We start from the raw sequence: 20,946 nt of genomic DNA, 5'->3' as shown, positions 1-20,946 counted from the left end.
TGTTTTTCTCAAGCTATTGTATTTCTCAAACCATGACTGCCTTGACGCCAGCTTCAGCGTCGGCATTTTCCACTACAAAGTCCTGAAATTGCAATCCGCCTGCTGGCTGCCAATCTGTCATTACCCCAGCCACCTGACCCAGATAAGGTCTGGCCACCTGCATGATTTCACGGTGATCCATGCTTTCTGCCTCTACCACGCCCGCCCTTGGATGCTGCTGCATCCAGCTTAAGGCGCCCAGTATGCCAGCCACCACCTGCATGGAGGTGGCACTATTGTGACAACCGAGCTGCCTGGCCTCTTGCAATGTCAGCGTGGAGCCATACCAATAGGCACCCGCCTGCCAGCGCTTTCCACTTTCAAGCGCAGTGCCTGCGGCAAATATCAGCAACACACCGAGTTGATCAAAACCCGAAATTAATTCATCCCTGAGCACCTGACTGCGTTGCGGCGGCTGATAGCCTGAAGCCTGCCAGTATTGTAAGGAGCGTGCCGCAATCGGTGATGGGCTATAGGCGTAATAAACGGTGGGTCTATAACGAGGCTGGGCAATATCATCACCAGGCAGTGTGAGCAAATGGGCTATAGACAAAGCCTCATGATGGGTAATCAGCCAGGCCTGCTGCTCACCTACAGCGGGCACCCAGGAACGCACGCGCAGCTCTGCACTGTGGCGTTGCAGATAAATGCCGCTGCCATCTCCCACCTCGTGATACTCGGCATCAACAGGTAAAGTGCGCTCATGTGTGCCCCAGCCCAGTTCCGCGCCCTGCCAGGCTTCTGCCATCAAGCCATCCACAGACCAGGTATTGTAAAAATGACCGGGGGCGGCAGCGATATTGCTGTGCTGGGTGTCGCGTTCTGCCACTTGCACCACCTTCACCCCCAGTTGCTGCGCCAGCGCAGCCCAGGATGCCCAGTGGCTGATACCGCGCAGGGCTGCCAGTGACTCCAGGGCCTCCTTCAACAAATGCGATACCAGGCCTGGGTTGGCACCATGCGCAATCACGGCGGTAGTCTTGCCCCTTTCAGTTTCTTTACCATCTTCGTTCACACCAACACTTAGGTAGGGCTTGGCTGCCTCACTCAATGCCGCATGGCGCAGCATATAGTTGCTGGCGGCGATGCCGCCCTGCCTGTAGGTGCCCGCCCAGGTTCAACACAGGTATCTAGGTAAAACACATCCTGCGCCTGACACCATTGCAGCAGAGACAAAGAAGCCACATCCACAGACACATTGATTAATAGATCGCCTGCCTGCAGATGCTGGGCCAGCACCGTGGCGTAGTTGTTTTGATCCAAACTGATGCGCTTGATGCTGAGGCCAAATTGCTGCGCTTCAACCACTCCCTCATCTGCACCTTCATCATCGGCGGCAATCAGCGTGATTTGCGCAGCCTGCAAGGAAAAATGCTTGAGCAGCATGGGCAGCAAACCCTGGCCTATGCTGCCAAAACCAAGAATAAGAATGGATTGCTGGAGAAAACTCATGAAAGCAGGAAAAATCTAAGGCCAGGCTGGTTGGGTGGGAGAGAAGGTGGTTGGATATTTAGACTGACATTGTACTCAAAGCCATGTACTCAACGCGAGGTTGATGCGTGGCATTAAACCCCGCAATGCCAGCCTGAATTGGCGATGCTTAGAAAGACAACAGGCCATGCGCGTTTTCATCACCGCCAGGTTTGCAGAAAATAAAAAGCCAGGCTGAGTGAGCGCCTGGCTGAGAGAACATGTCGTGAGTATTTAATTAATCTTGAATATCTGCACCGATTGCCTGAGGTTGTCGGACTGATCATCCAATACCTTGGCGGTGGCAGCCGCCTGCTCTACCAGGGCAGAATTCTGCTGCGTGGCCCCATCTATCTGCGCCACCGCAATCTTCACCTGCTCAATACTGTCGGCCTGCTCGCCAGAAGCCGCTGCAATTTCTTCCACCAGGGTAGTGATCTGGCCTACTGAGGTGGTGACTTCGCGTATGGTGCTGCCAGCGGCGATCACACGGTGTGTGCCAGCCTCCACCACTTCAGAGGATGAGACGATCAAGGCCTTGATTTCCTTGGCAGCGCTGGCACTGCGCTGCGCCAATGAGCGCACCTCGCTGGCCACCACCGCAAAGCCCTTGCCCTGCTCGCCTGCGCGCGCCGCTTCCACAGCAGCGTTGAGCGCCAGGATATTGGTCTGGAAGGCAATGCCATCAATCAGGCTGGTGATGTCACCAATCTGGTGTGATTTGGCGCTGATTTCCTGCATGATCTTCACCACGTCCTCCATGGCGGATTCGCCCTGGCGCGCAATGCTGGAGGCATTCTTGACCATGCCATTGGCGGTTCTGGCGTTTTGCGCATTCTGCGCCACAATATCCGCGAGTTGCTGCATGCTGGTCGTGGTCTCTTGCAGCGATGAGGCCTGCTCTTCGGTGCGATGCGACAAATCCAGATTGCCACTGGCAATCTCGCTGGCACCATTGCTGATCTGCTCAACCCCGGCACGTACCTGACGCACAGTGTCGCTCAGGCTGTCCTTCATATCACGCAGGTAGGGATAAAGTTGCCCCGGGCAATTCTTGCCGAACATCTCGATATGGCAGGTAAGATCGCCATTGGCTATCTGCTGGAAATAGGTTTTGATCTGATCCAGCGGCATGCGCACAAAATGCACAATATAGCGGTCTGCCAGCAAGATAAGCACCAGGCAGAAAGCCAGAATGCCGATCACCACGCCTATGACCAGCTTACGGTTGGCTGAGGCCTGCTTCAGCATCTGCACCTGTTGTTGTTCTGCAGCATCGTTGAACTGGGCCATGGCATTGCCGAATTCGCGGCTGGCGCTGACCACGGTTGTGAGGTTGTGGGTTTTGTATTGATCGAGGTTGCCAGCAGCCAGCAGACTCACCAACTTGGCCAGGCCATCGCTGCTTAACTTGCTATAAGGTTGCTTGAGGGCTTGCAGTTCAGGGCTATCTTGCCCGGCAGTGTATTGCAGGAAGTTATTGAAGTTGCTATCGGCCTTGGACAGCGAATCCCTGACGGCCTCGGCCTCCTGCCTGGCCGCATCTGTATTACCTTCTGCCAGATATTCAGCCTGCCGCGCCAGCCGCAGGCGCGCGCGCATGATCTGGTCATTGGTTTGCGCCAGCGCATGGGTTTTTTGCAGCATCACCCGGCTTTCATCCAGCTCCTCACCCGCGCGGTTGAGGCCGTAGAGGCTAAGCGCCGAGAGACTGATGATCAGCACGCTGATGAAAGCCAATACGATGAGCACCATATGGTGCACCGTGATATCCCGCAGAAATTGTTTCATACAACTCTCCTCATCAGCGTTATTAGTTTTTGCTTTTGCTGCTACATCAATACCTTATTCCTCTTACCACTCTGCCTATCACCGTCTATGAGCGCTCGCGTTCCGCTGAGCACCAACACTATTCCCCACATGCGTTCTGGTGACCAAGCTTGCCAATGACAGACATAGATTGGTCACTTGTAACCAAATATGCAGATTTGTTAACACATATTCATGATTACGTACTGTTGTACAAAATACTTGAGCTTGAGAGATAAAAAATTACTCAGGCTGACTTAGCGCTTGCCAGGCTAATGACTTGATTTGGCAGGATTCACCTCAATTCAGCCTTAACTCAGGCTGGACAAACCGGGCAAACTTTAGGACACTTGCCCGGATGCGCGCACTGCTTATTCTTTTAATGACGCTGCTGCTGATGGGCTGTAAAGAGCCTGCCAAGCCGCTGCCGGACCCGCAGCAAAGCAAGGAAATCATTGTGGTAACCCACAATGGCCCCAGTACGTATTACTACAGTGGCAATAACCAATACGCTGGCTTGGAATATGATCTGGTGCGTAATTTCGTCCGCGAGCTGGGCCCGGAGTACAGCGTCAAGTTTCTCGTGGTCAACAATATCTCCCAGGTGATTCCCGCCCTGCTCAAGCGCAAAGCCCACTTTGCCGCAGCCGACCTCACCATTACCCATATGCGCGAACATATGGTGCAATTCAGCCAGCCTTACCAGAATGTACAACAGCAGATGGTGTTCAACACCGAGCTGACCAAGGCCCCGGCCAGCATTCAGGATTTACTCGGCAAGCAGATCGTCATTCCCGCTGGCACCAGCTACGCCGAACGCCTGCAGGCACTGAAGGATAAGGAACCCAAGCTGCACTGGAGCGAAACCAAGACTGCCAACTCCGATGAGTTAATGGCGCGGGTGGCAGAAGGTGAGCTGGATTACACGGTGGCTGATGGCCACCTGATTGCCCTGGTGCAAAACTATTACCCCAACCTGGGTGCCAGCATGCCGCTGGGCAAGCCGGAGCAAGTCGCCTGGGCCTTCCCCAAATCTGGCGATGCCTGGCTACAGGGCAAGGCCGATGCCTTTTTCCAGCGCATCCGCCACGATGGCACTTTGCGCAATCTGATAGACCGTTATTACGGCCATGCCGACCGCCTCAAGCCTGTGGATGTCACCAGCTTTATGCAGCGCTCCGAGAGCCTGCTGCCCAAGTATGTGCATTTGTTCCAAGAAGCGCAGGAGCTGACCGGGCTGGATTGGCGCCTGATTGCCGCAATTGCCTATCAGGAATCGCACTGGGACAGGTTCAACACCTCGCCCACCAATGTACGCGGCATGATGATGCTGACTGAAGATACCGCCGACAGGCTGGGCGTGACCGACAGGCTGGATGCCAAGCAAAGCATCATTGCCGGAGCACGTTATGTATTGATGCTAAAGGATTTGATCCCGGAATCGGTGCATGAACCAGACCGCACCTGGATGGCGCTGGCCGCCTACAACATAGGCTACGCCCACTTGCAGGATGCTCGCATACTCACCAAAAAGCTCAAGCTCAACCCTGACCGCTGGGTGGATGTGAAAAAAGCCCTGCCCATGCTCAGCAAGGAAGAACACTACACCCAGCTTAAATATGGCTATGCACGCGGCGGCGCGCCTGTGGTGTTTGTGGAATCGGTGCGCACCTATCACAAAATTCTGGTCAAGCGCGAGCCACGCCATACGCCCATCTTCCCCAGCTTTGAAGTGGCAGGCCTGAGCGGTGTGGGCAATGCAATCAGCCAGGAATAGAGCGCTGGCCGCCCATATCGCGGCCAGCCAACAGCAAAATCCAGCACAGGCACGGCATTAGCCCTCAGATTCCCAAGGCCTGACGCGGCTTATCGTTATAAAATAGGCTCTGCTTAGCGTTAGCGCATAGCGATTACCCAGCCTGATAATAAGAAAGTACGCGATTCATGCACGCCGCCGACTTCATCCAGGACCTGGCTGTCATCATGTTGGTGGCAGGTATGGTCACCATCATATTCCACCGCCTGAAACAGCCGGTGGTGCTGGGCTACATCCTGGCTGGCCTGATACTCGGCCCGCACACCCCGCCCTTCGCCATGGTGCAGGATCACCACACCATAGAAATTCTCGCCGAGCTGGGCATAGTATTTTTGATGTTCTCGCTGGGGCTGGAATTCAGCCTGCGTAAATTGCGCGCCGTAGGGGCCACGGCGGTGGTGGCCGCACTGGTCGAGATTGTGGTCATGGTCTGGCTGGGCTGGGAGATAGGCCAGTATTTCGGCTGGAAACCCATGGATTCCATCTTCCTCGGGGCCATGATCGCCATCTCCTCCACCACCATCATCGTCAAGGCGCTGGACGAGCTGAATATGAAGCATGAGCGCTTTGCGCAGCTGATTTTTGGCGTGCTGATTGTGGAGGATATCCTGGGCATAGGCATCATCGCCCTGCTCTCCGGCATCGCCGCCACTGGCCATGTTTCTACGCTGGATGCAGCGGCCACCATTTCCAAACTCACCCTGTTTATGGTGGTAGCGCTGGTACTGGGCATTATTCTGGTGCCCAAGCTGCTGGAGTATGTCGCCAGCTTCAAGCGTGACGAAATGCTGCTGATCACCATACTCGGTCTGTGCTTCGGCTTCTGTTTGCTGGTGCTGCAGCTGGATTACAGCGTGGCGCTGGGCGCGTTCATGATAGGTGCCATCATGGCCGAATCTCGGCGCATCCGTGCCATAGAACGGCTGATTACGCCCATACGTGACATGTTCAGTGCCATCTTCTTTGTGGCCATAGGGTTGATGCTGGAACCCGCCATCATCTTGCAGTACGCCAAGCCTGTCATCGTTGTGATACTGGTGATTATCTTCGGCAAAATTGCCGTGGCAGCATCCGTGATCACCACGCTGACCACGCCTTATCTGATCAAGCTGGCCGACCCGCTCTCCCATCATCTGGCGCGCAATATGCCTGAGCGCATTGCGCAATTCTTCCGTCTGTACAGCAATTGGCTCAGCGCCAACAACCACGCGCCAGATAGCGATAGCGCCATACTGGCGAATATTTATCGCAAACTGCTGCTACAGGTGTTCGTCAATCTATGCATGGTCAGTGCGTTGTTCTTGGGCGCGGTCTGGCTGGTTAATGTTTATCTGGTGAAGATTCCCTCCCCCATGCGCGACATCATGTGGCAGCAGGCCTTGGCCTGGGGCATCAGCCTGCTGCTGGCCGCGCCTTTCCTGATTGCCGCTTTCCGCAAATTGCAGTCGCTGGGCTTGTTGCTGGCAGATCACAGCACGCAAGGCATGAGCGGCAATGACAGCAGCCGCGTACAGCGCTTTATCGCCAAGAGCGTCAATGTAGTGGCGGCAGTGGGCATGACATTGCTGATCATGACCCTGGGCCACAGCATCATGCCACCCTGGGATGTATGGGTATTCACGCTGGCGATAGTGGCGGCATTAGTGGCCTTGCTCTGGCGCTGGTTTGTCATGCTGCATTACCGCATGCAGATTGCGCTGATAGAAACGCTGAACCAAGAAAAAGAAGAGCATTAAACGCTGCGCAAGGCAGCAACAAACAAAAAGGCCAGGTTAACCCTGGCCTTTGTTCATTCATGCGTTTGCAGCGCTAGCGCATGTTTAGATGCTGATAAGCTCCAGCCCTGCCATATAAGGGCGCAGCACTTCAGGCACGATAACGCTGCCATCGGCCTGCTGATAGTTTTCCAGCACCGCCACCAGCGTACGTCCCACTGCCAGACCAGAGCCATTGAGGGTGTGCAGCAGTTCAGGCTTGCCCTGCTCGTTGCGGAAGCGGGCTTGCAAACGACGCGCCTGGAAGGCCTCGCAGTTGGAGACTGAAGAAATTTCCCTATAGGTGTTCTGCGCAGGCAACCAGACTTCCAGGTCATAGGTCTTGCTGGCACCAAAGCCCATATCACCCGTGCATAGTGACACCACACGATAAGGCAGACCCAGCGCCTGCAATACATGCTCGGCATGGCCTACCATTTCTTCCAGCGCGGCATAGCTTTGCTCTGGATGCGTGATCTGCACCATCTCAACCTTATCAAACTGGTGCTGGCGTATCATGCCGCGCGTATCACGGCCATAAGAACCCGCCTCGGAACGGAAGCAAGGCGTATGCGCCGTTAACTTAATCGGCAGGCTGTCCAGCGCCACAATTTCATCGCGCACGGTGTTGGTCAAGGTCACTTCCGAGGTTGGGATCAGATACAACGCCTCGCCCTCGCCTTCCTGACCGCCCTTTTGCGCCGCAAACAAATCAGCCTCAAACTTGGGTAACTGACCAGTGCCGCGCAGGCTATCAGCATTCACCATATAAGGCGTGTAGCACTCGGTGTAGCCATGACGCTCAGTCTGGGTGTCCAGCATAAACTGCGCCAGCGCACGGTGCAACTTGGCGATCTTGCCGCGCATCAAGGTAAAGCGCGCGCCTGCCAGCTTGGCACCCGTATCAAAATCCAGGCCCAGCGGTGTGCCGACATCGGTATGATCCTTGATATCAAAATCAAAACTGCGTGGCGTGCCTACACGGCGTACTTCAACATTGTCTTCTTCGGATTTACCCAGAGGCACGCTTTCATGCGGCAAATTCGGCACGCTGAGCAACAACTGCTGCAACTCAGCCTGAATTGCCGCCAGACGTTCCTCATCCGCCTTGAGCTGATCACCCAAGCCAGCGACCTCGGCCAGGATAGGCGCCACATCCTCACCCTTGGATTTGGCAATGCCGATCTGCTTGGAAGTGGCGTTACGCTTGGCCTGCAAGTCCTGGGTACGGGTCTGCACGGTCTTGCGCTCGTTTTCCAGCGCGGTGAAGCTGGCGGTATCCAGGGTAAAGCCACGGCTGGCAAGGCGTGCCACTACCTGATCGAGATCATTGCGTAATTGCTGGATGTCTAACATGAGTTCTTGGCCTTCAAATTCTGTTTATTAATTGATGTGTAGTGATAAATGCCAGGGTAAAGCCTGGATGTTGCCATTGTGTTTTCTAAGTCAGCGGTGACTTAGAAAAATAGACCTATTTTTTGCGTTTGCGGGCTTCCGCATCCAAGCCGCGCAAATGCGCCATTTTTTCGCTGATTTTACCTTCCAGCCCGCGCGATGTCGGCACATAAAACTGGATTTCATCCAGATCATCGGGGAAATATTGCTCACCCGCGGCATAAGCCCCTGGCTCATTGTGCGCGTAGCGATATTCCTTGCCGTAATTCAGCTCTTTCATGAGCTTGGTAGGCGCATTGCGCAAATGCAGCGGCACTGGCCTGGATTTATCGCTGGCAACAAAAGCCTTGGCCTGGTTGTAAGCCATATAGGCCGCATTGCTCTTGGCGGCCACCGCCAGGTAAATCACGGCATTGGCCAGCGCCAGTTCGCCTTCAGGTGAACCCAGGCGCTCGTAAATCTGGCAGGCTTCCAGTGCCATGGTTTGCGCTCTGGGGTCAGCAATGCCTATGTCTTCTACCGCCATACGCACGATGCGCCGCCCCATATACAAAGGGTCAGCGCCGCCATCCAGCATACGCAGGAACCAGTAAAGCGCGGCATCGGGGTTGGAGCCGCGCACGGATTTATGCAGCGCGGAAATCTGGTCGTAAAACGCTTCACCACCCTTGTCAAAACGGCGCATCTTGCTGGCCATGGTGGTCTGCAGGAATTCAATATCGATTTCCTTGACCTCGGCGGCTGAGGCGGCGTTAAACAAGCCTTCGGCAAAATTCAGCAAACGGCGTGCATCACCATCGGCATAGCCCAGCACCTGCTCTTCCACTTCCGCAGTCAGGCTGACATCGGTCTGCATTTCCTGCCTGGCACGTTCCAGCAACAATTTAAGCTCAGGCTCGGATAATGCACTGAGCACAAATACCTGCGCCCGGCTCAACAGCGCACTGTTAACTTCAAAAGACGGGTTTTCGGTGGTGGCACCAATAAAGGTAATCAGCCCACTCTCAACAAATGGCAAGAAAGCATCCTGCTGGCCCTTGTTGAACCTGTGCACCTCATCAACAAACAGGATGGTCTTGCGGCCCGTCTGCTGCAAGGTATGCTGGGCACGCTCTACGGCCTCCCGTATATCCTTGATGCCTGCAAGCACCGCAGACAAGGGTATGAATTCAGCATCGGCAGTATTGGCAATCAGGCGTGCCAACGTGGTCTTGCCCACACCCGGCGGCCCCCACAAAATCATCGATGGCAGCTTGCCCGAGGTAAAGGCCAGCCTAAGCGGCTTGCCCTCGCCCAACAAGTGCGATTGGCCCACCACTTCTTCCAGGTTTTTCGGCCGCAGGCGTTCCGCCAGGGGGGCCTGGGGAGCACGTGGTTCAAATAGTCCCGGCTCAAACAGTCCGGGTTCCGATAATCCGCTCACGGGGTTGCCTATGCTTACTACCTAAGAATTGATCAAGAGAGGTGGCCTATCAAGCTTATGGCCTGTGATGCAGATAATTCTGCTGTCACCCATGCTTCGCCGCTACAACAAGCCGCTATTGTAACGTCTACAGGGACTTAAGGTTAGTCCGCAGCAGCCTATCAACGCGGCTTAATCAGCAATATCTATTGGGGGAACTGGCGATCGAGATTCAAGGCCTGATTGTTGACCGCAATCAGATTGAGCAGATCAGTGACCGAGAAGTTGACACCTGCGCGTGACAGGCCTGTGCCGCTGAGGCTGCCGGAATTGATCACCAGCGTGCATGTAGGCAAACAACCTGTACCCGTCATGCTGCCATTATTGAATACAAAGCTGCCGTCTGGCCGCAAAGTGCCTATGGCATTGCTCTCGGTGCTACGGCTGATGACCCCAGCAAGGCCGCTGAGGCTAAGGCCAAAACTGGCTTGATAGTTACGGAAATCTACGCTGAGGTTGCCTGTGGCATTGAGCCAGACGAAAGAACCCAGCAGCCCTGCACCCGCCACATTGCCACTTCCGCTCCAGCTGCCTATGGTGCCAGCCTGGTTGGCCGCCAGAATTTCCGCTGCCACCCCAGTCGGATTGGTTGGGTCTGGTGTAGTACCACCGCCAGTATTACCACCTGTATTGCCGCTATTACCTGCATTCGGGTTGGGTGGATCTATGCTGTTGCAGTTAGCCACCGCACAAGGCATGCCGCTTTGATCGCGCATATCCCCCTGCACAAAACCCTGATCGGCTATTGCGCTGGTCTGCTTTTCTTCCAGGGTATCTTGCATGCTGCCCTGCTGCGGCCCTGCTGCGGCCAATACTGGCATCACCAGTGAATAGCCAGGACGGCTGCTGCTATCGCTGACCTCACCGGACTGGCCTTTGTATAAGACCAAACCACCTTGTGCGTTTTCCATGAATACAGCGCCATCGCCCACCTTGACGATGAGTTTTTGTGAGTCATCAATCAGGGCGGTAAATTCAGTACGCGTATGCCTATGGTGGCGACTGGGGTATCCATGCGGTAAGCGGGTTTGTTGGCGTGACCAATCACGCCAGTGATGGCGCGCAAACCACCCTTGATCAGACGGAATATGCCGCGCTCGTTACCATCCACCGCACCGCTGTAGTGATATTCCTCAACCTTGAAGCTGCTATTGGGTTGCAGCGATATATAGCCGCCATCAATAAACTTGACCTGCAGCCGACCATCATCCGCAGTTTGCAGGGTATCGCCTGTCGCGATTTCACTGCCTTTGCTGACGACATGGGACTGACCGCTTTGATCGATAATGCTGGCACTGCCATGTACAAACTCTACCCGCCCGGCTTCTGCCAGCACCTGAGACGCAGGCAGTGACAGCAGCACGCCTAGCAACAAGGTGCTTGCTCGCAGGTTGCTGAATGCCCATAGGCTGTGCAGCGCAGATGTAGCTGTCACAGGCTTACCAGTTGAATTCGCGCCGTATGCTGAAGGAGAGCATATAGCGGTCAAACCGATTGAGGTCGATATTGGAGTCATTCCGTATATAGGTCAGTTGTGGCTTGATCACCCAATTGTACCCCGGTAAATAGCGCAAGCCCAGATTGAGATCAAATTGCTTGTCGCCCCTTGATACCTGGAACAAACCATCGCGCTCATCATAGCGACGGTATTCGTAGCCACTGGTGGCATAAGCGACAAATTTTGGGGTAAACGCCAGTTGTCCGCCCAGGCGTGCGCCATAGAGATGGTGGCTGAAAAAGTCCCAGTCTCTATCCAGCGTGCGCTCCTGCCCCATATAGGCGCTCATGAACAGCAATGGTGTCAAATCACCATTGAACACATGCGCCCAGCCACCCCCACCTACATAGCGGTTGGCATTACGGATGTCATTGTCTGGATAATCCAGCCGCGATACCTGCACAAAGGCATTGATCTGGTTCTTGTCATCAAGATCGCGCTGCCATTGACCATTGAGGCCATGCACGCGGCGGAAAATGTCATGATCCAGGCTCAGGCTGGCGCTTTGCGCCGCCAGGGTGAAGGTATCAACATGGCGCACATAGCGCAGGCCCAGGTTGTAATCCAGAGTGCCCAGATCAAATCTATCTTCTTGATGGTTGAAACGCTGCGAGGCATTGACGCTGCCAAATACAGTCAAGCCGCCATAGTTGGGGCTGCGAAAGGAAATGCCGCCTGCCAGGCTGGCAAAATTGTCCGAGGTTTCACGCGCTTCGCGCCCGAGCAACAAATCCAGACCACCCAGGCCAGGAATCGCCATGATGGTCACCGAAGAAGCGGCGGTGGCACTGTTGACATTGCTGTCATGCCCCACACCCGCCTCGACATAGGCTGAATAAGTACTGCTGAGACCCTGGGATTTATCAATGGCGCTCATATAGCGATTGATCACCTGGGTCATATCTTCAGGGGGCTTTTGCGCCAGCACATTGCGGAACTCGGCACGTGCGGCTTCTTGCTCACCAAGCAGGAAATAGGCACGCGCAATATGCGCCCTGGCATTGCCATTGCCAGGGTTGCTTGCCAGCACGCGCTCCAGCGCAAACACCCCGCGTGTCACATGGCCGCTATCAATCGCGGACAAGCCCAGCAGCATATCGTACTCAGCCTCGCCGGAGCGCTCGGTTTCCAGCGGCTCCAGCAGGCTATAGGCAGATTGGTATTGCTTGGCAGCCATCAATTTAGCAGCCGCAGCCAGGACATCGTCCTGCGCGCTCGCCAGCAGGCTCTGCCCCAGCAAGGATAGTCCGGCGATCAGTCGCCATATTGTGGTTCGGGATATCACGATATCAGTACGGAGTTGGTCAGGCGGCTAGCCACAGATTTCATCATCTTATTATTCATTGATTTCATGACATGCATTTAATTACTTGTATTTAAATACCTGTCTTGGAAAATGCCCATCATGCGTGAGGACTATTCCCCTACAACGTCCGCCCCTGCCGGAACCTTGAAACGGAAGTTGCCAGCAGGCAATACAGGGTTACGCTCCAGCTTGCTGAATTCTATGCTGGTGGTGTGACCAAAGCTGTCGTGCAACTCCATCTTTTGCAGCACATCGCCCTTGAAGCCCAGCAACACTCTGTCAAAACCACTATCCTCGGCCTTGGGTACAGCTTCTGCCCACTCCAGGCCGTCCTGGCGCACTATGGCATTGCTGAGGGTGAAGTTGCGCTCTACTTCCTGCGCTCCGGCCAGCAGTGCCGCCGGGCTGGAGCCTATGGCCTTGCCCAGTGCGCGCACGGTGACCTGGTTCAGCTCGGGGTCAAACAACCAGACTTTTTCACCATCGCCCACAATCTGCTGCACATAGGGTTTTTCATAATCCCAGCGGAATTTGCCCGGGCGTGACAACTGCATATCGCCATTAACCTCTTGCACCTTGTTGCCCTGGGCATCATTCACCACCTGGTGAAAACGTGCGCGCATGGAGGTGGTGGATTTGAAAAAGGCCTTGAGTGTATCGGCACCCGCAGCCTCTGCCAGCCAGGGAGTTGCCATCATGCTGCTTGCCATCAAGAGGCTTGCCAGTAACTTCATGCTTGTAAATTCCTTTAGGCAGCAGGCTGCCATTTGCAGTGTGAATGTCGATTGTTGATTGCTAGCTGCTTGCTAGTGCCAGGGAAATTTCCCCTAGTCGTTATTGGGTGCAATAACCTCGCGGTTGCCATTGCTTTGCATGGCACTGACCAGCCCGGCACGTTCCATTTCTTCAATCAGGCGCGCGGCGCGGTTATAGCCTATGCGTAACTGGCGCTGTACCGAGGAGATGGAGGCACGGCGCGATTTCAGCACAATGGCTACCGCCTCGTCATACAAGGGGTCTGCTTCGCCGCCACCGCCGCCCTCACCCAGCTCGCCGCCTTCAACACCCTCTTCGCTACCGCCAGTGAGTATGCCTTCTATATAGTTGGGCTCGCCTTGCAGCTTGAGGTGTTCCACCACTCTATGCACTTCCTGATCGGAAACAAACGCGCCGTGCACACGTTGCGGATTGCTGGAGCCAGGCGGCTGATACAGCATATCGCCCTGACCCAACAGTGCTTCCGCCCCCATCTGGTCAAGAATGGTGCGCGAATCTATCTTGCTGGAAACCTGGAAAGCCACGCGGGTGGGGATATTGGCCTTAATCAAACCTGTAATCACATCAACAGAAGGCCGCTGTGTCGCCACCACCAAGTGTATGCCGCAGGCTCGGGCCTTTTGTGCCAGACGTGCAATGGGTTCTTCCACCTTTTTGCCTACCACCATCATCAGGTCGGCCAATTCATCAATTACCACCACAATCAGCGGCAATTCTTCCAGCGGCTCTGGTTCATCCGGCGTCAGGCTGAATGGATGCGGGATGGAAGCGCCTTCCTTGGCCGCATCACGGATTTTCTGGTTATAGCCAGCCAGGTTACGCACGCCCAGCGTGGACATCAGCTTGTAGCGGCGTTCCATCTCGGCCACGCTCCAGTTCAGCGCATTGCCAGCCTGGCGCATATCGGTAATGACTGGCGCCAGCAAATGTGGAATGGCGTCGTAGACTGAAAGCTCCAGCATTTTCGGGTCTATCAGAATCAGTCTCACCTTGCTTGGCTCTGCCTTGTACACCAGGCTCAAGATCATGGCGTTAATCGCCACTGATTTACCTGAGCCGGTAGTACCCGCGACCAGTACGTGGGGCATCTTGGCCAAATCCGCCACTACAGGTTTGCCCGCAATATCCTTGCCCATGGCAATCGCCAGCGGTGAGCTGACATCGGCATACACCTGTGAACCCAGAATCTCAGAGAGAAACACCACCTGGCGTTTGGGGTTGGGAATTTCCAGACCCATATAAATCTTGCCGGGGATGGTTTCAACCACACGCACACTGACTACGGACAAGGCCCGCGCCAAATCCTTGGACAGATTGGCTACCTGACTGCCCTTGACCCCGGCGGCTGGCTCAATTTCATAGCGTGTAATTACCGGGCCAGGCAATGCGGTCACCACCTTGACCTCAATGCCAAAGTCCATGAGCTTGCGCTCTATCAAGCGTGAGGTAAATTCCAGCGTTTCGGCAGACTGCACCTCCACCACGCCACTGGTTCATCCAAGAGATGCAATGGTGGCAAGGGTGAATCTGGCAAGGTTTCAAACAAGGGGGTTTGCTTTTCCTTCTGCACGCGCTCGCTTTTGACAATCTCAAAAGTAGGCGGCACTTCAATCTGCACTGGCTGCCTGTCTTCAGTGCGCTTGCGTTCGTGATCTACAAACTCATTGCGCTTTTGCTCGGCCACTTTGCCCAGCTTTCTATCCTGGTAATCCTGCCAGCGCTCCAGCACATAGTGATAACTGAACTCCAGGCCAGCACCCAGTCTTTCGGCAATGGTGATCCATGACCAGCCTGTGAACAGGCTGAAACCTACCGCCAGCGTTAGCAGCAGCAGCAAGGTAGAGCCAGCAAAGCCCAGCAAGGCCTGCAAGCCTGCGTCTACAGACTTGCCCAGCATGCCGCCAGCCGATAAAGGCAGCTCAACCGCCAGCGCATGGAAATGCCCGGCCTCAAGCGCCGCTGAGGAAAGCAGCAAGGTGACAAAGCCGCCCAGGTTGAGCCAGATCAGGGGCTTATGCTCGGCGTCTACTGCTTCCAGGCGCAAGTAGACTAGCCACATGGCGTAAAACGCCAGCACTACCCACCACCAGGCGGAGAAGCCAAACAGGTAAAGCAGGATATCGGAAAAATGGGCACCCAGTGCGCCGCCTGCGTTCTGCGTGATATCGCCGTCACTGGTGCTGTGCGACCAGGAGGGGTCATCGCTGTGATAGGTAAACAGGATCAGGGTGAGATAAAGGCCGACCACGACCAGCCCTAGCCACCAGGCTTCCTTGACTATTCCTGGGGTGGCAGCAGGTTCAGCTTGACGACGGCTATTGAGAGGCGCGCTTTTTTTCTGGAAGAACAAGATAATTCAAGACCCGGAGCAAAGTTGAGCTTGCCCGATTATAGCAGCTTAACCCCAGCTGGCTCTGCAAGCAGTACAACTCTTCAGCTTGTGTTTATAGCGGAGCTTTACACTTGGCAGCACAAGCAGCTCGCCTTAACACCTTAGTTAAGACCTTAGTTATAGCCAAGCTGGAGAGTGCAAGTTGATCAGAATTGTCTATCAGAGCCATAAATACAATCAATTTGCACTTGGTCATGCCGCCGCCTAAACTGACGGACATGACTTGAAAAGCCATGAGCAAACCCCACCTCGAAAGTAGCTGAGCATGGCCAATCAGTCGCACTCGCAGCAAGTGACTGGTTTTTAATGGCCTAGGCTTTATTTTAAGGTGTAAGCGAAACCAAGGTTTGCCATCATGGTCAGCAACTAACTCAAGGCCAGCAATCGCGCCCATAGCCCGGATGTTGGCTGGACTTCAACTTGCACTCACCTCTATAACAGGCATCAATAACAGGAGAATAAGATGGTAGATATAGGCATCAGTGAAAAAGATCGCAAGAAAATTGCCGATGGTTTGTCGCGCTTCCTCGCGGATACGTACACGCTTTACCTCAAGACCCATTATTTCCACTGGAATGTCACCGGCCCGCAATTCCGCACGCTGCATCTTATGTTTGAAGAGCAATATAACGAGTTGTGGACCGCGGTAGACCAGATTGCCGAGCGTATCCGCTCCCTGGACTTCCCTGCGCCCGGTACTTACAAAGAATTTGCCAAGCTCACCAGCATTGAAGAGTCCGAGGGCGTGCCTCATGCCCAGGATATGATCAAGGCCTTGGTATCTGGCCACGAAGCGTGGTGCGTACTGCACGTAGCGTGTTCCCGATTGCGGAAAAAGCCTCGGATGAAGCCACGGCCGACTTGCTGACCCAGCGTCTGCAAATCCATGAAAAAACCGCATGGATGTTGCGCAGCCTGCTGGAAAAACCCTAATATCTCGCAGTTTTTATTATCAATGCGGCTTTAACTCACGCATTACTCAGGAGTATTCACTGTATGGCAACAAAACATGCACGCCTGCTGATTCTGGGCTCTGGCCCAGCAGGTTATTCTGCCGCTGTCTATGCAGCGCGCGCCAATCTCAAGCCTGTGTTGATCACCGGTATTGCCCAGGGTGGGCAACTGATGACCACCACCGAGGTGGATAACTGGCCTGCGGATGCCGATGGCGTTCAAGGCCCCGAGTTGATGGCGCGCTTCCAGAAGCATGCCGAGCGCTTCAACACGGAAATGATCTTTGATCATATCCACACCACCAAGCTCGATGAAAAGCCTATCCGCCTGATCGGCGATTCCGGTGAATACACCTGTGATGCCTTGATTATCGCCACTGGTGCTTCGGCCAAATATCTGGGCCTGCCCTCAGAGGAAGCCTTTGCTGGCAAGGGTGTTTCCGCCTGCGCTACTTGCGATGGTTTCTTCTATCGCAACCAGGAAGTTGCCGTGATCGGTGGTGGCAATACCGCAGTTGAAGAAGCACTTTACCTGGCCAATATCGCCAGCAAAGTGACCCTGGTACACCGACGCGACAAGTTCAAGGCTGAGGCTATTCTGGTAGACAAGCTCATGGAGCGCGTCAAGGAAGGTCGTATTGTGCTGGAAACTTTCAAGACCCTGGACGAAGTGCTGGGTGACGAAACTGGTGTGACCGGGATGCGCCTCAAGGATGCCAACGGCAGCGCCACCAAGGATATCGCGCTCAAGGGCGTATTCATCGCGATTGGTCACAAGCCCAACACTGATATCTTTGAAGGTCAGCTAGAGATGGAAGGTGGCTATATCGTCACCAAGGCCGGGCGTGAAGGTAACTTCACTGCGACCAGCGTCCCTGGCGTGTTTGCGGCTGGTGATGTGCAGGATCATATCTACCGTCAGGCAGTCACCAGTGCTGGCACTGGTTGTATGGCGGCACTGGATGCCGAGCGTTACCTGGATCAGATCGCCTAATGTGTTTTTCCCGCAGGCCTGGCCTGCGGGAATACCCTGTTAGCGGCAGCAAAGCGATGGTGGATCACCATGACAGATCACGACGACGACAACGACGCCAATGCACTGTTCCTTGCAGCAGTTGATGGCGCTCGACCATTAAAACCCGTCTCACGGCTGAACCACACCCCCCCTCCACCCAAGCCCATTCCCCGGCAGTTTTTGCGTGACGAACGTCAGGCACTCGCCGACTCTCTCAGTGATGACTATATCCCCGCCCATGAACTGGAAAGTGGCGAGGAGCTGCTTTACCTGCGTGATGGTCATGCCCCCGATATCCTCAGCAAACTGCGCCGTGGTCATTGGGTGGTGCAGGCTGCGCTGGACTTGCATGGCTGATCAGCGATGAAGCCAGGCTCAGCGTGGCCGAGTTTCTGGCGCACAGCAAAAAACGTGGCATACGCTGCGTGCGCATTATTCATGGCAAGGGCTTGAGTTCACGCAACCGTGAACCTGTGCTCAAGCACAAATTACGCAGCTGGCTAATGCAAAAAGATGAGGTCATTGCCTATGCTCAGGCGCGGCAGCAAGATGGTGGCAGCGGAGCTGTTATTGTCTTGCTCAAAGCTTGAGCAAAGCTCTGGATTAACGACAAGAATTTAATTAAAGTAGAGCCAGTTAAGCAATTGTAATAACTTGAAAATATCACTGATAAGCCTTAAAAAAATAAAGTCTGCTCAGCTGTAAACTAAAGCGTAATTCTCGCGTTTACTATGCATCGCACCCCAGGGTGTATGAACAGAAAGTGAGTTTCATCCTATGCAGTGGCGTCTTCTGACGTGTACCGGATTGGTACTTTTAGCTCTGCACCACCCCGCGCTGGCGGCTGACAGCAATAGCCTAGCTGCCCAGGCGGAACTTGATAGCCTCACCCTGGCCAGGGCCAGTGAACTCTTTAATAGCAATAGCCGCGAACTCCTGCTTTCCCGCCGCATGCTGGAGGGCGCCAAAGCCGACACCCTCACCGCAGCTCAGCGCCCCAACCCCACTTTCTCGCTCAACTCCAACAACTTCAAGCTCAATGGCAATAATGGTCGTGGCGGCCTCAATGACCGCACGCTGGATACTATCGCCCGCATAGAACAGCCCATAGAGCGTGGCAACAAGCGTGGCCTGCGCATGGCGGTAGCCGAGGACGCAGTGCAGGCCAGCGAGCTGGATCTCAGCGATAGCCTGCGTCAGCAAAAGCGAGTTTTCTACGGCGCTTACTATGACTTGTTACTGGCGCAGCAAAGCGAGCAGATTCTCTCTAGCAATCAGGCGCTGTACGACAATATGCTGAGCGCGGCTGAACTAAGACTCAAGGCAGGTGATATCTCCGCCACCGACGCTGCGCGTATACGCATTGATGTATTGCGTGCGCAAAATGAGCTGCGCCAGGCCAGGGCCGAGAAAGAAAAAGCCCAGGCCGACCTAGCTTACCTGCTGGGGCAAGAACAACAGGCCAGACGTATTGTGATCCGCGATACCTGGCCAGACCTAAACCAGGCGCAGGATATCGTCAGCGATAGCGTATTAGAGCAACGCCCCGATGTGCAGGCCGCCATGGCCCGTATTCAGCAGGCCAATGACAATCGCAAGCTGGCGCAGGCGCAGACCACACGCGATATCACCATAGGCCTGCAATACGAGCATTACCCCAACGACAGCCGCAACACGGTGGGCGCAGGCTTTAGCATTCCTTTGTTCACCGGATATCAATATCAAGGCGAGATTGCGCGGGCCGAGGTGGATTACACCACCGCCATGGAGGCCGAGGAGCGCATACGCGCAAATGCCATGGGTGAGCTTACCCGCGCACGTGCCGACCTCGAAGCTGCGCTGGAAAAAGCCCAGCGCTATGACCAGAACATGATGATAGAAGCCGAAAAAACCGCGCAAGCGGCCGAGTTTGCCTATCAGCATGGCGCCATGGGCGTGACCGATTTGCTGGATGCGCGCCGCGTGCTGCGTGCCTTGCAGATTGATGCCGCCACTGCCCATGCCGATTATGCAAAATCATTGGCCAACTGGCGTGCGGCCTTGAATATCAGCGACGCCCGCTAAATCACAGCCTCACAAAGAAAACACCAAGACAACACCAAGAAAGAACCATGATGCGTCAACCGCTTTTGCTTGCTGCTACCTGCCTGGCATTGATGGCCCAGTGCATTGCCCTCCCCAGCCTGGCTGCAGAAAAAACCCAGCCCGCCAAGGCCACACCCGCGCCCACACCACGCGATGAAGTGATACTGGCCAAAGATTCACCGCAACTGGCTAACCTGAAGATAGATACCGTGACGCTGGTGCCCGCCCCTGCCGCCCCGGCCCTGAACGGCAAGATTGTCTTTAATGAAAACTACACCGCGCGTATCAGCTCCCCGGTGGTGGGCAGAGCGCTCAAGATCAGCGCCGAGAATGGTGATAGCGTCAAGGCAGGTCAGGTATTAATGACCATGGACTCGCCCGACCTGGGCAGTGCCGTGGCTGACGCCCGCAAAGCACAGGCCGAGCTGGAATTGAAGAAACAGGCCTTTGAACGCAGCCGCATGCTGCTGGAGGGTGGCGTGATTCCGCACAAGGAGCTGGAAGCCAGCAAGGCCGACCTCGATGAAGCCGCCGCTGAGACTGCCCGTGCCAACGCCAGGCTCAACAACCTGGGTGCCAGCCGCAACAGCAGCGACAATTACACCCTGCGTGCGCCATTGAGCGGCGTGATTGTTGACCGTCAAGTCAACCCTGGCAATGAAGTCAGACCAGATGCCGCCAGCCCCTTATTCATCATCACCGACCCCACGCATTTGTGGGCCAATATTGATCTGCCGGAGCGTGACTTGGGCAAGGTGGGCGTGGGCCAAGCCATCAGCGTGGAAGTCGATGCCTACCCAGGTGAAAGCTTCACAGGCAAGGTGTTATCCATAGGCGGCATGATAGACCCGGCCACACGCCGCATCCCTATCCGTTGCTCGGTGGAAAGCAAAGGCAAGCTCAAGCCTGAGATGTATGCGCGTATTACCCTGTTGGCACAGGACCAGCGCATGGTGATCCGCATCCCCAATAGCGCGCTGATTACCGAGGGTTTGTATAGCTATGTGTTTGTTGAGATAGCGCCAGGCCATATCAAAAAACGCCGTGTCACGCTGGATGTGCAAGGCCGAGACTTTGCCACGATCAAGCAGGGCCTGAACCAGGGTGAACGCCTGGTGACTTCAGGTGCCATTCTGCTCAATTCCGAACTTGCTGCAGGTAAATAAGGGCTGGCC

Annotated in this window: 14 protein-coding genes and 3 pseudogenes; 7 read left to right on the top strand and 10 right to left on the bottom strand. The window is 55.0% G+C overall.

Translation table 11 applies throughout. The annotated features are described in order from the left end of the window. Positions 1–25 precede the first annotated feature (25 nt). From JCM2850_RS16355 to JCM2850_RS01530, 3 genes are all read right to left on the bottom strand, one after another. A complete protein-coding gene (locus tag JCM2850_RS16355; RefSeq protein WP_051525219.1) occupies positions 26–1,108 on the bottom strand; it encodes a saccharopine dehydrogenase C-terminal domain-containing protein in 1,083 nt (360 codons plus the stop codon). Beyond that, entirely contained in the window at positions 1,087–1,491 is a 405-nt protein-coding gene (locus tag JCM2850_RS16350) for a saccharopine dehydrogenase NADP-binding domain-containing protein (RefSeq protein WP_036265348.1), read from the bottom strand. The genes JCM2850_RS16355 and JCM2850_RS16350 overlap by 22 nt, the downstream gene beginning before the upstream one ends. Positions 1,492–1,743: 252 nt before the next feature. Further along, a complete protein-coding gene (locus tag JCM2850_RS01530) occupies positions 1,744–3,300 on the bottom strand; it encodes a methyl-accepting chemotaxis protein (RefSeq protein WP_025869518.1) in 1,557 nt (518 codons plus the stop codon). Between the two features lie 376 nt (positions 3,301–3,676). On the opposite strand from JCM2850_RS01530, the gene mltF reads away from it, so the two are divergent. Together mltF and JCM2850_RS01520 are read left to right on the top strand one after the other, a co-directional pair. Beyond that, a complete protein-coding gene (gene mltF, locus JCM2850_RS01525) occupies positions 3,677–5,095 on the top strand; it encodes a membrane-bound lytic murein transglycosylase MltF (RefSeq protein WP_025869517.1) in 1,419 nt (472 codons plus the stop codon). A 167-nt stretch (positions 5,096–5,262) separates the two neighbouring features. After that, positions 5,263–6,870: a cation:proton antiporter domain-containing protein gene (locus JCM2850_RS01520; protein ID WP_025869516.1), complete on the top strand. Its 1,608-nt coding sequence runs from the start codon at positions 5,263–5,265 to the stop codon at positions 6,868–6,870. 84 nt (positions 6,871–6,954) lie between these two features. Here JCM2850_RS01520 and serS read toward each other — a convergent pair whose 3' ends face one another. From serS to JCM2850_RS16340, 7 genes and pseudogenes are all read right to left on the bottom strand, one after another. Beyond that, positions 6,955–8,244 carry a serine--tRNA ligase gene (gene serS / locus JCM2850_RS01515; RefSeq protein ID WP_025869515.1) on the bottom strand — a complete coding sequence of 430 codons (1,290 nt, stop codon included), beginning with the start codon at positions 8,242–8,244 and terminating at the stop codon, positions 6,955–6,957. Positions 8,245–8,359: 115 nt separating this feature from the next. Next, positions 8,360–9,706 carry a replication-associated recombination protein A gene (locus JCM2850_RS01510; protein WP_025869514.1) on the bottom strand — a complete coding sequence of 449 codons (1,347 nt, stop codon included), beginning with the start codon at positions 9,704–9,706 and terminating at the stop codon, positions 8,360–8,362. A 185-nt stretch (positions 9,707–9,891) separates the two neighbouring features. After that, positions 9,892–10,656 carry a hypothetical protein gene (locus tag JCM2850_RS20150; protein ID WP_148301162.1) on the bottom strand — a complete coding sequence of 255 codons (765 nt, stop codon included), beginning with the start codon at positions 10,654–10,656 and terminating at the stop codon, positions 9,892–9,894. 50 nt (positions 10,657–10,706) lie between these two features. After that, entirely contained in the window at positions 10,707–11,180 is a 474-nt protein-coding gene (locus tag JCM2850_RS16345) for a FecR family protein (protein ID WP_025869512.1), read from the bottom strand. 4 nt (positions 11,181–11,184) lie between these two features. Continuing rightward, a complete protein-coding gene (locus JCM2850_RS01495) occupies positions 11,185–12,483 on the bottom strand; it encodes a tetratricopeptide repeat protein (protein WP_025869511.1) in 1,299 nt (432 codons plus the stop codon). A 176-nt stretch (positions 12,484–12,659) separates the two neighbouring features. Beyond that, positions 12,660–13,283, bottom strand: coding sequence for an outer membrane lipoprotein periplasmic chaperone LolA (gene lolA, locus JCM2850_RS01490; protein WP_025869510.1), 624 nt, complete (start codon positions 13,281–13,283; stop codon positions 12,660–12,662). Positions 13,284–13,376: 93 nt separating this feature from the next. Further along, positions 13,377–15,676 (bottom strand): annotated as a pseudogene (locus JCM2850_RS16340) (DNA translocase FtsK). Between the two features lie 505 nt (positions 15,677–16,181). Here JCM2850_RS16340 and JCM2850_RS16335 point away from each other — a divergent pair. From JCM2850_RS16335 to JCM2850_RS01450, 5 genes and pseudogenes are all read left to right on the top strand, one after another. Further along, positions 16,182–16,651 (top strand): annotated as a pseudogene (locus tag JCM2850_RS16335) (Dps family protein). Between the two features lie 63 nt (positions 16,652–16,714). Then, on the top strand, positions 16,715–17,665 hold the full coding sequence (trxB, locus tag JCM2850_RS01465) for a thioredoxin-disulfide reductase (protein WP_025869507.1): 951 nt from the start codon (positions 16,715–16,717) through the stop codon (positions 17,663–17,665). Positions 17,666–17,734: 69 nt separating this feature from the next. Further along, positions 17,735–18,276 (top strand): annotated as a pseudogene (locus tag JCM2850_RS16330) (Smr/MutS family protein). 187 nt (positions 18,277–18,463) lie between these two features. Next, positions 18,464–19,750, top strand: a complete 1,287-nt coding sequence (locus JCM2850_RS01455; protein WP_025869506.1) for a TolC family protein — start codon at positions 18,464–18,466, stop codon at positions 19,748–19,750. Between the two features lie 47 nt (positions 19,751–19,797). After that, entirely contained in the window at positions 19,798–20,937 is a 1,140-nt protein-coding gene (locus JCM2850_RS01450; RefSeq protein WP_025869505.1) for an efflux RND transporter periplasmic adaptor subunit, read from the top strand. The last annotated feature ends 9 nt before the right edge of the window (positions 20,938–20,946 follow it).

The sequence above is a fragment of the Methylobacillus glycogenes JCM 2850 genome, from assembly GCF_000617925.1.
In the GTDB taxonomy this organism is placed as follows: Bacteria; Pseudomonadota; Gammaproteobacteria; order Burkholderiales; family Methylophilaceae; genus Methylobacillus; species Methylobacillus glycogenes.
The sequence above is the reverse complement of the archived record's forward strand: the minus strand, read 5'-3'. Positions and strand labels throughout refer to the sequence as shown.